A 13,007-nucleotide genomic window follows, 5' to 3' on the forward strand; every position below is an offset into this window, starting at 1 on the left:
CCCGCCCGAAGCCGGTGGCGAAGGCGAAGGGGATCCGCCGCCGGCGCAGCTCCACGGCCAGCTCGTCCACCCGCGCCCCCGCGAGGTTGGCGTCGAGCAGCACCGCATCCGGCAGGACCTCGGCTATCAGCTGCCGTGCGGTCGCGGGATCGGTCGCCGGCCCGATGACCGTCCCGCCCGCCGCGAGGAGCTGCTCCTCGATGTCCATGGCGATGATCGGCTCGTCCTCTACCACCAGGATGCGCAGCCCGCTCAGCGCGAGCGACCCGGCCGCGCCCGCCGGCGCGGCGTCCGGGCTGCGTTCCGATCCGTTCGCCACGGCGTCCTCGGGCAGCGGCAGGCGGATCTCGCAGGCGAGGCCCTCGGGAAGCCGGCGGATTTCCGCGCGGCCGCCGTCCGAGCGGAGCGAGCGCTCGATGAGCAGCGTGCCGAACCCCGGCGTCGCCGCCGGCTCCCGGCGGCCCGTGCCCGACTCGCGCCACTCGATCAGGAGCTCGGGCGGGCCGTCCTGCCGCCGCTCCACCCGCCAGGCGATGGCGAGCCGCCCGGCCGGCTTCGCGAGCGCGCCGTACTTGCGCGCGTTCGTCGCCAGCTCGTGCAGCACCAGCGCGAGCTGCAGCGCGGAGCGCGACTCGAGCACCACCTGCGGCCCGCTCCAGGCGATGCGCGGGTCGTGCGGGCCGAGGTCGACCTGCTCGCGCACCAGATCGCCGAGCCCGGCGCGCTGCCGCTCGCCGCGCACCAGGATGTCGTGGGCGCGGGCCAGCGCCTGCAGCCGGCCGGTGAAGCTCGCGACGAAGGCGCTCGGGCTCGGCTCGACGCGGAGCGACTGCCGCGCGATGGCCTGGATGATGGCGAGCGTGTTCTTGACCCGGTGGTTGAGCTCGCCGAGCAGCAGCTGCTGCATCTCCTCGGCCCGCTTGCGCTCGGTGATGTCGCGGGCGACCTTCGAGGCGCCGACCACCTCGCCCGCGCGGTTGCGGATCGGCGAGACGGTGAGCGAGACGAGGACCCGCCGCCCGTCCTTGCCGACCCGCTCGGTGTCGAAATGCTCGACCCGCTCGCCCCGCCGCAGGCGCGCGAGGATCGCCTCCTCCTCGGTCCGGAGCGCGGGCGGGATGATCCTGGTGATCGGCTGGCCGATCATCTCCTCCGGCTCGTAGCCGAAGATGCGCGTCGCGCTGGCGTTCCAGGAGGTCACCACGCCGGCGAGGGTCTTCGAGATGATCGCATCCTCCGAGGAGGCGACGATGGCGGCGAGCCGCGCCGTGGTGATGTCGTCCGCCGGCTGGCGGTCGTCGAGCGCCTCGGTCTCGAGGAGGACCTCGACCGCCCCGGCGCCGTCGCGGAGCGGGGCGGCGCGCACGCGCAGGCGCAGCCGCCTGCCGTCGGGGCGCGCGGCCAGGGCGGCGAGATCCGCCGGCGCGCCGGTCGCCAGCGCCCGCGCCGCGGCGCTCTCCTCCCAGCGCATCGCCTGACCGTCCGGGTGCCGCAGGCCGAGCGCCTCCCAGCCGTCGACGCCGATCACGGGCCGGTGCCCGAGCAGCGCGGCGAGGGCCTCGTTGACGGCAATGATCCGCCCCTCGGCGTCGGTGGCGCAGAGGGCGACCGGCAGGCTGTCGGCGAGCTCGTTCGGCATTCCGACGCTACGTTTCCGCATGCCCTCCGGTTCCGTTGCGCAAGGGAGACTGGTCGGCCGTTCCTGCTTACCCGCTTCGGCCGGCGGTTGGTAGCCGGCTGGCGGCCGTCCAGTTGCCACTTGAACTCCGCTGCCCCGCGTCGTAACCACTCGCCGCACGTCGGAGTGTAGCGCAGCCTGGTAGCGCACCTGCTTCGGGAGCAGGGGGCCGGAGGTTCGAATCCTCTCACTCCGACCAATTTCGCGACCACGCCGGGGGCCCATGTCGCCACGGATTGATTCGCCCTGGCTCTCCATCGTCGTGCCGCTGAAGAACGAGGCCGGGAACGTCGGCTTCGTGGCCGAGGCGATCGTCGAGGCCTGCGCGCCGCTCGCGCCCTACGAGATCGTCTTCGTCGACGACGGATCCGACGACGACACGGCCGCCGGCGTCCTCGCCCTCGCCGAACGCTTCCCGCAGATCCGCCTCGTCCAGCATCCGGTCAGCGCCGGACAGTCGGCCGCCGTCCACAGCGGAGTCACCCTGGCCCGCGGCAGCGCCGTCTGCACCCTCGACGGCGACGGCCAGAACCCGCCGTCCGAGATCCCGAAGCTCGCCGCCCGCCTCGAGGGCCGGGACTTCCCCGAGGGGGTCGCCCTCGTCGCCGGCCAGCGCATCGGCCGGCAGGACACCGCCTCGAAGCGCCTCGCCTCGCGGGCCGGCAACGCCATCCGCCAGGCGCTGCTGCACGACGACACCCGCGATTCGGGCTGCGGGCTCAAGCTCTTCCGCCGCGACGTCTTCCTCACCCTGCCCTACTTCGACCATATGCACCGCTTCCTGCCGGCGCTCGTCGCCCGCGACGGCTGGAAGACGCTGCACCAGGACGTCGCCCACGCCCCGCGCCACGCCGGCCGCTCCAACTATTCCAACCTCGCGCGCGCGGTCGTCGGCGCCTACGATCTCGTCGGCGTGACCTGGCTGATCCGGCGGCGCAAGAAGGCGCGGCCGAGCGAGGTGACGTCGCCGGTCAATCGGGGAAGCTGACCATGCAGACGCTCTTCGAGATCTTCCGGGTCAACCACTGGGGCGAATTCTGGTGGATCATGGTCGGCTTCCTCGGCCAGGCGCTCTTCTCCATGCGCTTCCTGATCCAGTGGATCATGTCCGAGCGCGCCCGCCGCTCGGTGATGCCCACCGCCTTCTGGTACTTCTCGCTCGCCGGCGGCCTCGTCCTCCTCACCTACGCCATCTACCGCCGCGACCCGGTCTTCATTCTCGGCCAGGGCATGGGCCTCGTCATCTACGTCCGCAACCTCTGGCTGATCCATGGCGCCGACCGCCCTGCCTGAAGGAGGATCGGAAGCCCGGGCCTTCGCCCTCGGCCTGCTCGGCATCGCCCTCGTCACCCTCTGGCGGCTCGCGCTCCTGCCCTTCGACAGCGCCGACCTCTTCGTCGACGACGCGCAATACTGGTTCTGGGGCCAGACCCTCGACTGGGGCTATTATTCCAAGCCCCCGCTCATCGCCTGGATCCTCCGCCTCTCCACCGACCTCGGCAGCGACAGCCGCTTCTTCATCCGCCTGCCGCTCCCGCTCATCCACGCCGCCACCGCGGTTGTCGTCGCGCTGATCGCCCGCCGCCTCTACGGCCCGCGCACCGGCGGCATCGCCGGCTTCGCCTTCGCGACCCTCCCGGCCGTCGCCCTCGGCAGCCTCCTCGTCTCGACCGACACGCCGATGCTCCTCTGCTTCGCGCTGGCGATGCTCGCGCAGCTCCACCTCGCCGAGCGCCGCTCCCGCGGCTGGGCGATCCTCCTCGGTGCCGCGGTCGGCGCCGGCCTCATGGCGAAATACGCCATGGTCTACTTCCCGCTCTCCGCCGCCCTCGCCGCCCTCCTCGTCCCCTCCGCCCGCATCGCCTGGCGCGACGCGGCGCTCGCCGCCCTCGTCGCCCTCGTTGTCGTCGCGCCCAACCTCGTCTGGAACGCGGCCAACCAGTTCGCCACCCTGCACCACACCGCCGACAACGCCGACTGGCGTGGCCCGAGCCTCGACATCGCCGGCCTCGCCGAGTTCCTCGCCGGCCAGTTCGCCGTCGCCGGGCCCGTCTTCTTCGCCGCCTACCTCGCCGGCCTCCGCCTCGGCGATCCGACGCGGGCCTACCTCGCGCTCATGTCGCTCCCCGTCTTCGCCATCGTCTCGGTGCAGGCGCTGGTCTCCGGCGCCAACGCCAACTGGGCCGCCGCCGGCCACCTCGCCGCCCTCGTCCTCGCTGCCGCCGTCCTCGCGCCGCGCCCGCGCCTCCTCGCGCTCGGCTTCGCCATCAACCTCGCCGTCACCCTGGCGCTGCCGGTCGCCGCCGTATTCGCCGACAGCTGGCGCCTGGGCGGCAACCTCGTCCTCCACCGCTACGTCGGCCAGTCGGCGCTCAGCCGCCAGGCCGCCGAGATCGCGCGCGAGAACGGCCTCGACACCCTGGTCAGCGGCAGCCGCGCCATGCTCGCCGACTTCTTCTACACGCTGCGCGACTCCGGCCTCGCCATCTACGCCGAGCCGACCGAGGGCTTCCCGCCGCACCACTATGCCCAGAAGCACCCGCTGCCCCCCGGCGCTGGCGACGTCCTCTTCGTCACCCGCAATCCCGCCGGCCCGGCCTGCCGCACGGCCGTCCCCTTCGCCGAGGTCGCCCGCTGGCGTCCGGCCGAGGGCTACGTCACCGGCGACATCATCGCCTTCCGCGTGCCGCGCGCCTGCTGGTTCCCGGAGGCCTGACGGACCCCGAATTGGCCCTCCACGTCCGCCACCCGAGCCTCATTCTCAGCGCCCAGCCGAACGCCTGGACCTTCTCGATCCTCTTCTTCCTAGAGTCGGTCGCCCGCGCCTCGCTCGTCACCGTGCTGCCGCTCACCGCCTACGCGCTCTTCGGCGGCAAGGAGGCGGTGAGCCTCGCCTATACCCTCGTCTCCCTCGTCGCGCTCGGCTTCACCTTCGCCATCCCCGCCCTCGTCCGCCGGCTCAGCCGCCGCTGGGCCTATACCCTCGGCGCCACCCTTCTCGGCGTCTTCGCGCTCCTCCTCGCGCTCGACGCGCCGCCCGCCCTCGTCCTCGGCATGTTCTGCCGCACCGCCGGGGCGGCGCTCCTCAACGTCACCCTCGCGCTCTACATCATGGACAATATCGGCAAGCGCGAGCTCACCCGCTCCGAGCCGCTGCGCCTCGCCACCGCGACGCTGGCCTGGGGCCTCGCCCCCTATGCCGGCGTCCGGCTGATGCAGGCCTGGGGCCTCTGGGCGCCGGCCGCGCTCAGCCTCGCCGCGGTCCTCATGCTGCTCGCCGCCTTCTGGGCGCTCCGCCTCGCCGAGGGCGGGCCGATCCGCGCCGGCCGCGGCCCGGCGCCGCTCACCCGGCCGCTCGCCGCCATCCGCCGCTTCGTGGCCCAGCCGCGCCTGCGCCTCGCCTGGTCGATCGCCTTCGCCCGCTCGGCCTTCTGGACCACCTTCTTCATCTACGTCCCGATCCTGATGCTCGAGGGCGGCCTCGGGGCCAGCGCCGGCGGGATGGCGGTGGCGGCCGGAAACCTCATGCTGCTCAACAACCTCTTCGCCCGCGGCTGGGCGGAGCGGCATTCGCTGCGCGTCGTGCTCGGCGCCGCGCTCCTCTCCGCCGCCGCCCTGACGCTCGCCGCCGGCCTCCTCGGCCCGGCCCTCCCCGCGGCGGCCGGCGCCACCATGGTCGCCGGCGCCTTCTTCGTCGCGCTCATCGACGGGCTCGGCCCCGTCCCCTTCCTGCGCGCGGTCCGCGCCCACGAGCGCGCGCCGATGACCGCCATCTACCGCACCTACCTCGACGCCTCCGAGCTGCTGCCGCCGCTCGCCTACTTCTTCCTCTTCATGCTCGGCGGCTTCCCCGCCGCCTTCGCCGCCCTCGCCCTCCTCCTCGCCGGCATCGGCCTCCTGACCCTGCGCCACCTGCCGCGCGGGATGTAGACATGCGCTCTCCGCGTGCGTATACACATGAGTATATCCGCAGGGAACAAGCCATGATGGAGTCGAAGGTCCGCAAGGTCGGCAACTCGGCGGTGATGACGCTCACCTCGGAAATGCTGGCGATTCTCGATGTGAAGGAAGGGGATGCGCTCTTCGTCGTCCGCGGCGACGACGGAACGCTCAAGGTGATGGCGCACGATCCCGAGGTCGCGGCGGCACTGGCGGCGGCGGAGATCGTGATGGACGAGAACCGGGACATGCTGGCCGCCCTCGCATGAGCGGTCCGGTCTGGGTGCCGATCCGCGCGATCACCGTCATCCATGACCGCCAGATCTCGCGCCACGGTGGAAGTCCCGGCACGCGCGACCTCGCGCTTCTCGAGATGGGATGCGCCCGCGCCATGGACCTTCACGCCTATGGCCGGCCGTCGCTCGCCGAAATGGCGGCGGCCTATGCCTTCGGCCTCGCGAAGGCGCATGCCTTCGTCGACGGCAACAAGCGCACGGCCTTCGTCACCGCCGTCACCTTCCTGCGCCTGAACGGCTATGCCTTCCGGCCGGGCCCGCACGAGGGCGTCCGCATGATGGAGGGCCTGGCGTCAGGCGATGTCGATGAAGCGGGCTTCGCGGCGTGGCTCGCCGAAGGCATGACGCGCCTTCCCTGAGCTGCCGCCGACTGCCTCGGGCAGCGCCCGCCCCTGTTTACTTTTGCCGGCGAAAGCGCCAGAAGGCCGTCGCGCTTCTGGAGAACGGAAATGGGCTATCGCGTCGTCGTCGTCGGCGCCACGGGGAACGTGGGCCGGGAAATGCTGAACATCCTCGCCGAGCGGGAGTTTCCCGTCGACGAGATCGCGGCGCTCGCCTCGCGAAAGTCGCTCGGCACCGAAGTCTCCTTCGGCGACAGGACGCTCAGGACGCAGGACCTCGACACCTTCGACTTCGCCGGCTGGGATATCGCGCTCTTCGCGATCGGGTCGGACGCGACGAAGAAGTATGCGCCGGTCGCGGCGAAGGCCGGCTGCGTCGTGATCGACAATTCCTCGCTCTACCGCTACGACCCCGAGGTGCCGCTCATCGTGCCCGAGGTCAATCCGGATGCGATCGAGGGCTACGCGAAGAAGAACATCATCGCCAACCCGAACTGCTCGACCGCGCAGATGGTGGTGGCGCTGAAGCCGCTGCACGACCGGGCGCGGATCAGGCGGGTCGTCGTCTCGACCTATCAGTCGGTCAGCGGCTCCGGCAAGGAGGCGATGGACGAGCTCTGGAACCAGACCAAGGGCCTCTACGTCCCCGGGCAGGAGGTCGAGCCCTCGGTCTATCCCAAGCAGATCGCCTTCAACGTCATCCCGCACATCGACAGCTTCATGGAGGACGGCTTCACCCGCGAGGAGTGGAAGATGGTGGCCGAGACCAAGAAGATCGTCGATCCGGCGATCAAGGTCGCCGCCACCTGCGTCCGCGTGCCGGTCTTCGTCGGCCATTCCGAGGCGCTCTCGGTCGAGTTCGAGGATCCGCTCGACGAGGAGGAGGCGCGCGACATCCTGCGCGAGGCGCCGGGCGTGCTCGTCGTCGACAAGCGCGAGCCGGGCGGCTACGTGACGCCGATCGAGTCGGTCGGCGAGTATGCCACCTACGTCAGCCGCATCCGCACCGACCCGACGGTCGAGAACGGGCTGATGCTCTGGGTCGTCTCCGACAACCTGCGCAAGGGCGCCGCCCTCAACGCCGTGCAGATCGCCGAGCTGCTCGGCCGCCGGATCCTGAAGAAGGGCTGACCCCGCCGGCGGCCGCGAAATGCGGATTTCGCGCGCGAAACTATAGGTAACTCGCTGATAATTCAGCGAGACTCTTTCCTAATTCTTCGTGAACGGCCGTGACGCCCCTTTTTCACGGCCGCGGCGTGTCGTGCGGCGGGACGGCCTTGAGATAGGCGGCGATCGCCTGCCGGTCCTCGCCGGCGATCATCGCGAGGTTCTCCTGCACCGCGACCATCGAGCCGCCGACCGAGTCGAAGTCGGGCAGGAAGCCGGTCTCGAAGAAGTAGACGATGTCCGCCGCCGACCAGTCGCCGATCCCGCCGGCGCCGCCGGTGATGTTCGGGATACGCCCCTCGCCCTCCGCCGCCGGCGCGCCGGCCAGCCAGAGCGAGGTGTCGAGCGCGCCGCCGAAGTTCCGCGGCGTGTGGCACTCGCCGCAGTGGCCCGGCCCCTCGACCAGATACTGCCCGCGGGAGACCGCCGGGCCCTGCTCGCCGAGATCGACCGCCGGCGCGTCGCTCAGGAAGGCGAGCTTCCAGAGACCGAGCCCGCGGCGGAAGCCGAAGGGAAAGCGCAGGTCGTGGTCCGGCGCCCGGCCGGCGACGGCCGGCAGCGTGGCGAGGAAGGCCCTGAGGTCGGCGACGTCCGCCGGCTGCATGCGGATGTAGGAGGCATAGGGGAAGGCGGGATAATAGTGCCGCCCGTCCGGCGAGACCCCGCGCAGCATCGCGTTGGCGAGGTCCGCCGTCGTCCAGGCGCCGATCCCGTCCGCCGGGTCGTTGGAGATGTTCGGCACCACGAAGTCGCCGAAGTCGGTCTTCAGCACCTGCCCGCCGCCGAGCTTCAGCCGCTCCTCGCCCTTCGCCTTTGCCGCCGCATGGCAGGAGGCGCAGCCGCCGATCCAGAAGACCGCCTCGCCGCGCGCCGCGTCCCCCGCCGGCAGGGCGGCAAGATCCGCCGGCGCGAGGCCGCGCGGCAGGGTCAGGAGCCAGAAGACCCCGCCGCCCAGCAGCGCGATGATGAGCCAGCCGAGGAGCCGCCGCATCCCGCGGCCTCAGTCCTGCAGCCGGAAGTCCTCGTGGCAGGACTTGCAGTTGCCGAGCACCGGCTGAACCGCGGCCGCGAAGGCCGCCTTGTCGGCCGGCCCGTCCTTGCCGGACGCCTGCCGCGCCGCCGCCGCGTCGGCCGAATACTTGTCGAGCGCGGCCTGGAACGCCGCCGGATCCTCCCAGATCTTCGGCGAGGCATGCGTCCGGGCCGGGTCGTTGCTTCCCTCCGGGAAGAAGCTGCCGTAGGCGTGGGCGGTCGCCGAGAGCGCCTCGATGACCGCCTTGCCGATCACCGGGCTGTAGGCGAGCTCGTCCTTCATCACCGCGCCGGCCAGCGCCGCCGCCGCGCCGTTGTTGTCCATCAGCGCCTGGCGGACGGCGATCGGATCATCTGCGGCGAAGGCAGCCGTGGTCAGCGTGAGTCCGCCGAGCAGAATGGCCAGTCCTCTCACGTGGAGTCCTCCTCTGGGTTCCGGGGAAGCGGGAGCGATCTAAGCATCGCGTCCGGGACCGGCCGCATCAACTCTGCTTGAGGCGCCGCCCCTCATGCCCCTAGGCTCGGCGCAGGACTCGCGCGGAGGTCCCCTTGTCAGGGCTCGCCCAGCATCTCGCCTCGCTGATCTCCGAGTACGGCATTGCCGCCCTCTTCGGCTCGGTCATGTTCGAGTCGCTCGGGGCGCCGCTTCCCGGCGAGTCGGCGGTGATCCTCGCCTCGACCGCCGCGGCCGAGGGGAAGCTGAACATCTACGCCGTGCTCGCGGCGGCCTTCCTCGCCGCCGTGGCCGGGGACAACGTCGGCTACCTGCTCGGGCGCAAGCTCGGGCGGCCGGTCATCACCCGCTACGGGGCACGCTTCGGCCTCACCGATGCGGCCTTCGACAAGGTCGAGGCGGTCGCGCACCGGCACGGGCCGCTGATGGTCGTCGTCGCCCGCTTCGTGGTGGTGTTGCGGCAGCTGAACGGCATCGTCGCCGGGACGACCGGGATGCGCTGGCCGGTCTTCGTCCTCGCCAACGCGGCCGGGGCGGCGCTCTGGGTCCTGGTCTGGGGCACGCTCGCGTACCGGTTCGGCAAGTCGGTCGACGTGGTGCCCTTCGTCTGGCACCACCTCAGCGCGGTCATGGCGGTCGCGGTGCCGCTCATGATCCTGGCGCTCGTCGCCCTCCACTTCCGCGCGCGGCCGGGCTGAGTCGATGTGCGATCCGGGCGATCGCTTCGCTGCCTCTTGCACGGCCCCACTCTCACCGCAGGGCCGCGGAAAAGCCATAAGACAAGGCAGGCGCAGGCCGTGCGGGGCGCACGGCCGGGGCAGCGGTGACGCTCGGGCCAAGACCCGGATACGACTGGATAATCCGGACCGCGTATCAGGCCTGCGGGACGGCGGGCCCGCCGGAGGAGACGCCGACCTGCGCCGGCCGCAGCAGCCGGTCGCCGATGGTGAAGCCCTCGCTCATCGTCTGGATGATGTCGCCGGCCCTGGTGCCGGGCACCGGCGCCTCGAACATCGCATGGTGCAGCTTCGGGTCGAAGCGGTCGCCGGCCTGCGGGCTGATCTTCTCGATCTTGTTGCGGGCGAGCGCGTTCAGCAGCTCGCGCTGGGTGAGCTCGATGCCCTCGACGAGCCCCGGTGCGGCGGCCCGCACCTGCTCCGAGACATGCTCGAGCGCCCGGTTGAAGTTATCGTGCACCGACAGGAGGTCGCGCGCGAGCCGGGTCGCGCCGTAGAGCTCCGCGTCGCGCCGGTCGCGCTCGGCGCGCTTGCGCACGTTCTCGGAGTCGGCGAGCGCGCGCAGCAGGCGATCCTTGAGGTCGGCGACTTCCGCGCGGAGCGCCGCGGCCTCGTCCTGCTCGGCGGCCTCGGCCGTGATTTCCGCCTCGAGCTCGGCCAGCTCCTCCGGATCGTCCAGGAAGATTTCCTCGTTCTCCATCAGATCGTGCCGATTCTTGTGCTTCGCCATCTCGTCCATTCGTCCTCTACCCCTGGCTCCGCCGGGACACCATCCGGCCGACCAGCTGCGCGGTATAGTCGACGATCGGCACGATCCGGCCGTAGTTGAGCCGGGTCGGACCAATCACGCCGACCGCGCCGATGATCTTGCGGTCCGCACTCATATAGGGAGACACGACGAGAGAGGAACCCGAAAGTGAGAAAAGCTTGTTCTCCGAGCCGATGAAGACGCGCACCCCCTCGCCGCCCTCGGTCAGGTCGAGCAGCTGCACCAGGTCGCGCTTGCGCTCGAGGTCGTCGAAGAGCTCGCGGATGCGCTCGAGCTGCGCCGCGTCGTCGGTGCCCTCGATGAGGTTGGCCCGGCCGTGCACGATCAGCCGGTCGCGCTCGCCCGGCTCGCCGGACCAGAGCGCGACGCCGGCCTCGACCAGCTCGCGCGAGCGGGCGTCGAGCTCGCTGCGCCGGCGGGCGACCTCGGCGGCGACCACGCTGCGCATCTCGGCGAGCGTGCGCCCCTGGAGGATGGTGTTGAGGAAGTTCGCCGCCGCCCGCATCGCCGAGGGGGTGAGCCCGACCGGCGGCACGAAGAGCCGGTTCTCCACCTGTCCGTCGGCGGTGACAAGGACGACGAGCGCCCGGTCGGGGCCGATCGAGACGAACTCGATGTGGCGGATCGGCGCGGCGGTGGTCTTGGGCGCGAGGACGAGGCTCGCGCCGCGGGTGAGGCCGGAGAGGATGTCGCCGGCGCGGTCGAGGAGCGTGGTGAGATCGGCCTCATTGCCGCCGAGCGAGCGCTCGATCTCGCTGCGCTCGGTGCCGGAGACGTCGCCGACCTCGAGGATGCCGTCGACGAAGAGGCGCAGGCCGAGCTGGGTCGGAATGCGGCCGGCGGAGACATGCGGCGAATCGAGCAGGCCGAGCTGCTCGAGATCCTGCATCACGTTGCGGATGGTGGCGGCGGACACCCCCTCGCTGACCGAGCGGGCGAGCGTGCGCGAGCCGACCGGCTCGCCGGTCTCGAGGTAGGTCTCGACCAGCCGGCGGAAGACCTCGCGGCTGCGCTCGTTCAACTCGCTGAGGGTCGGGCCACGGGTGCTCACGAGGAGCGAGAGTAGCGGGCGCTGCGCACCGGTCAATTCCGCCCGCGCGCTGGACGGCGGCAGGCGGGCGGAGTAAGGGCGGCGCCGGGACGAACGAGGAGAGATGCATGCGCCCTTCCGGCCGCGCCGCCGACCAGCTGCGATCCGTGACCATCGAGACCGGCGTCAGCCGGCATGCCGAGGGCTCGTGCCTGATCCGCATGGGCGACACGCATGTGCTCTGCACGGCCAGCATCGAGGAATCGGTGCCGCCCTTCCTGCGCAAGACCGGTCTCGGCTGGGTGACGGCCGAGTACGGGATGCTGCCGCGCTCGACCACCACCCGGACGCGGCGCGAGGCCTCGGCCGGGCGGCCGTCGGGCCGCACGCAGGAGATCCAGCGGCTGATCGGCCGCTCGCTCCGGGCGGGCATCGACCGGGTGGCGCTCGGCGAGCGGCAGATCACCGTCGACTGCGACGTGCTGCAGGCCGACGGCGGCACGCGCTGCGCGTCGATCACCGGCGGCTGGATCGCGCTCAGGCTGGCGGTCAACCGGCTTCTCGCGGCGGGGACGGTCAAGAGCGACCCGCTCCTCGCCCATGTCGCCGCGGTCAGCTGTGGCATCTACGGCGGCCAGCCGATCCTCGATCTCGACTATGCCGAGGACAGCGCTGCCGGCACCGATGCGAACTTCGTGATGACCGGCGATCTCGGGCTCATCGAGGTGCAGGGCAGCGCCGAGGGCGCGACCTTCACCCGGGCGGAGCTCGAGACGCTGATGGACCTGGCCGAGAAGGGCGCGGCCGAGCTCGTCGCCCGCCAGCGGGCGGCGGTGGCGTGACGCGGCGTCTCGGCGGCGGGCGGCTGGTGGTGGCCACCCACAACCGCGGCAAGCTGGCCGAGATCCGGGCGCTGCTCGCGCCCTTTCCGGTCGAGGTCGTTGCGGCCGCCGACCTCGGCCTGCCCGAGCCGGCGGAGACCGAGGAGACGTTCGTCGGCAACGCGCGGATCAAGGCGCATGCCGCGGCGGGGGCGAGCGGCCTGCCGGCGCTCGCCGACGATTCCGGCATCGAGGTCGATGCGCTCGGGGGGGCGCCGGGCGTGCATACCGCGGACTGGGCCGAGCTGCCGGGCGGGGGGCGCGACTTCGTGCAGGCGATGCGCCGCACCTGGGACGAGCTGGAGCGGACGGGCGCGGCGGCGCCGCGCACGGCGCGCTTCCGCTGCACGCTGGTCCTCGCCTGGCCGGACGGGCACGACGAGGTCTTCGAGGGGGCGGTCGAGGGGCAGTGCGTCTGGCCGATGCGCGGCGAGCGGGGCCACGGCTACGATCCGATGTTCCAGCCCGACGGGCGGGCGCTGACCTTCGGCGAGATGGATCCGGCGGAGAAGAACCGCATGAGCCACCGGGCGGTGGCCTTCGGGCGGCTCGTCGCGGGCTGCTTTGCCTGACGGCGGCCGCGCGGCGGAGGACTGGCGGGCCGGGGGCTTCGGCGTCTATGTCCACTGGCCGTTCTGCGCCGCGAAATGTCCCTACTGCGACTTCAACAGCCACGTGCGCGG

At 71.9% G+C, this 13,007-nt stretch carries 15 protein-coding genes and 1 tRNA gene; 11 read left to right on the forward strand and 5 right to left on the reverse strand.

Annotation, left to right across the window (positions count from 1 at the left end):
• On the reverse strand, positions 1–1,660 hold a 1,660-nt coding region (locus Q0112_RS11085; protein WP_297975207.1), incomplete at its 3' end, for a PAS domain S-box protein.
• A gap of 140 nt (positions 1,661–1,800) precedes the next feature.
• Here Q0112_RS11085 and Q0112_RS11090 point away from each other — a divergent pair.
• From Q0112_RS11090 to Q0112_RS11125, 8 genes are all read left to right on the forward strand, one after another.
• Positions 1,801–1,877, forward strand: a tRNA-Pro gene (locus Q0112_RS11090).
• 24 nt (positions 1,878–1,901) lie between these two features.
• Positions 1,902–2,666 (forward strand): glycosyltransferase family 2 protein, encoded by a 765-nt coding sequence (locus Q0112_RS11095; protein WP_297975210.1) that lies wholly within the window; start codon positions 1,902–1,904, stop codon positions 2,664–2,666.
• Between the two features lie 2 nt (positions 2,667–2,668).
• The gene (locus tag Q0112_RS11100; RefSeq protein WP_297975213.1) at positions 2,669–2,971 is read left to right on the forward strand and encodes a lipid-A-disaccharide synthase N-terminal domain-containing protein; all 303 of its coding nucleotides are present in this window, start codon (positions 2,669–2,671) and stop codon (positions 2,969–2,971) included.
• Positions 2,949–4,394 carry a glycosyltransferase family 39 protein gene (locus tag Q0112_RS11105; protein ID WP_297975216.1) on the forward strand — a complete coding sequence of 482 codons (1,446 nt, stop codon included), beginning with the start codon at positions 2,949–2,951 and terminating at the stop codon, positions 4,392–4,394. Before Q0112_RS11100 ends, Q0112_RS11105 begins: the two co-directional genes overlap by 23 nt.
• An 11-nt stretch (positions 4,395–4,405) precedes the next feature.
• On the forward strand, positions 4,406–5,608 hold the full coding sequence (locus tag Q0112_RS11110; RefSeq protein ID WP_297975219.1) for an MFS transporter: 1,203 nt from the start codon (positions 4,406–4,408) through the stop codon (positions 5,606–5,608).
• Positions 5,609–5,661: 53 nt separating this feature from the next.
• Complete coding sequence (locus Q0112_RS11115; RefSeq protein WP_297975222.1) at positions 5,662–5,886, forward strand: transcriptional regulator/antitoxin MazE; 225 nt, start codon at positions 5,662–5,664, stop codon at positions 5,884–5,886.
• Complete coding sequence (locus Q0112_RS11120) at positions 5,883–6,272, forward strand: type II toxin-antitoxin system death-on-curing family toxin (protein WP_297975224.1); 390 nt, start codon at positions 5,883–5,885, stop codon at positions 6,270–6,272. Before Q0112_RS11115 ends, Q0112_RS11120 begins: the two co-directional genes overlap by 4 nt.
• Before the next feature lie 90 nt (positions 6,273–6,362).
• The gene (locus Q0112_RS11125) at positions 6,363–7,385 is read left to right on the forward strand and encodes an aspartate-semialdehyde dehydrogenase (RefSeq protein WP_297975227.1); all 1,023 of its coding nucleotides are present in this window, start codon (positions 6,363–6,365) and stop codon (positions 7,383–7,385) included.
• A gap of 112 nt (positions 7,386–7,497) precedes the next feature.
• Here the strand turns inward: Q0112_RS11125 and Q0112_RS11130 are convergent, their stop codons facing one another.
• Positions 7,498–8,412: a cytochrome c gene (locus tag Q0112_RS11130; RefSeq protein ID WP_297975230.1), complete on the reverse strand. Its 915-nt coding sequence runs from the start codon at positions 8,410–8,412 to the stop codon at positions 7,498–7,500.
• 9 nt (positions 8,413–8,421) lie between these two features.
• Positions 8,422–8,868 carry a cytochrome c gene (locus Q0112_RS11135; protein ID WP_297975232.1) on the reverse strand — a complete coding sequence of 149 codons (447 nt, stop codon included), beginning with the start codon at positions 8,866–8,868 and terminating at the stop codon, positions 8,422–8,424.
• 134 nt (positions 8,869–9,002) lie between these two features.
• On the opposite strand from Q0112_RS11135, the gene Q0112_RS11140 reads away from it, so the two are divergent.
• Positions 9,003–9,605 carry a DedA family protein gene (locus tag Q0112_RS11140; protein ID WP_297975235.1) on the forward strand — a complete coding sequence of 201 codons (603 nt, stop codon included), beginning with the start codon at positions 9,003–9,005 and terminating at the stop codon, positions 9,603–9,605.
• A 175-nt stretch (positions 9,606–9,780) separates the two neighbouring features.
• Here the strand turns inward: Q0112_RS11140 and grpE are convergent, their stop codons facing one another.
• Both grpE and hrcA read right to left on the reverse strand, forming a co-directional pair.
• Positions 9,781–10,344, reverse strand: a complete 564-nt coding sequence (gene grpE, locus Q0112_RS11145; RefSeq protein WP_297975247.1) for a nucleotide exchange factor GrpE — start codon at positions 10,342–10,344, stop codon at positions 9,781–9,783.
• Between the two features lie 46 nt (positions 10,345–10,390).
• Positions 10,391–11,464 carry a heat-inducible transcriptional repressor HrcA gene (gene hrcA / locus Q0112_RS11150; RefSeq protein ID WP_297975238.1) on the reverse strand — a complete coding sequence of 358 codons (1,074 nt, stop codon included), beginning with the start codon at positions 11,462–11,464 and terminating at the stop codon, positions 10,391–10,393.
• 107 nt (positions 11,465–11,571) lie between these two features.
• On the opposite strand from hrcA, the gene rph reads away from it, so the two are divergent.
• Complete coding sequence (gene rph / locus Q0112_RS11155; protein ID WP_297975241.1) at positions 11,572–12,285, forward strand: ribonuclease PH; 714 nt, start codon at positions 11,572–11,574, stop codon at positions 12,283–12,285.
• Complete coding sequence (locus tag Q0112_RS11160) at positions 12,282–12,896, forward strand: non-canonical purine NTP pyrophosphatase (RefSeq protein ID WP_297975244.1); 615 nt, start codon at positions 12,282–12,284, stop codon at positions 12,894–12,896. The genes rph and Q0112_RS11160 overlap by 4 nt, the downstream gene beginning before the upstream one ends.
• The last annotated feature ends 111 nt before the right edge of the window (positions 12,897–13,007 follow it).

The organism is uncultured Amaricoccus sp., from assembly GCF_937858865.1.
In the GTDB taxonomy this organism is placed as follows: domain Bacteria; phylum Pseudomonadota; class Alphaproteobacteria; order Rhodobacterales; family Rhodobacteraceae; genus Amaricoccus.

Coding starts and splice junctions, on each gene's coding strand:
- rph (WP_297975241.1), top strand. CDS start 11,572: ATGCGCCCTTCCGGCCGCGCCGCCGACCAGCTGCGATCCGTGACCATC.
- grpE (WP_297975247.1), bottom strand. CDS start 10,344: ATGGAGAACGAGGAAATCTTCCTGGACGATCCGGAGGAGCTGGCCGAG.
- Q0112_RS11130 (WP_297975230.1), bottom strand. CDS start 8,412: ATGCGGCGGCTCCTCGGCTGGCTCATCATCGCGCTGCTGGGCGGCGGG.
- Q0112_RS11095 (WP_297975210.1), top strand. CDS start 1,902: ATGTCGCCACGGATTGATTCGCCCTGGCTCTCCATCGTCGTGCCGCTG.
- Q0112_RS11120 (WP_297975224.1), top strand. CDS start 5,883: ATGAGCGGTCCGGTCTGGGTGCCGATCCGCGCGATCACCGTCATCCAT.
- Q0112_RS11100 (WP_297975213.1), top strand. CDS start 2,669: ATGCAGACGCTCTTCGAGATCTTCCGGGTCAACCACTGGGGCGAATTC.
- Q0112_RS11105 (WP_297975216.1), top strand. CDS start 2,949: ATGGCGCCGACCGCCCTGCCTGAAGGAGGATCGGAAGCCCGGGCCTTC.
- Q0112_RS11115 (WP_297975222.1), top strand. CDS start 5,662: ATGATGGAGTCGAAGGTCCGCAAGGTCGGCAACTCGGCGGTGATGACG.
- Q0112_RS11125 (WP_297975227.1), top strand. CDS start 6,363: ATGGGCTATCGCGTCGTCGTCGTCGGCGCCACGGGGAACGTGGGCCGG.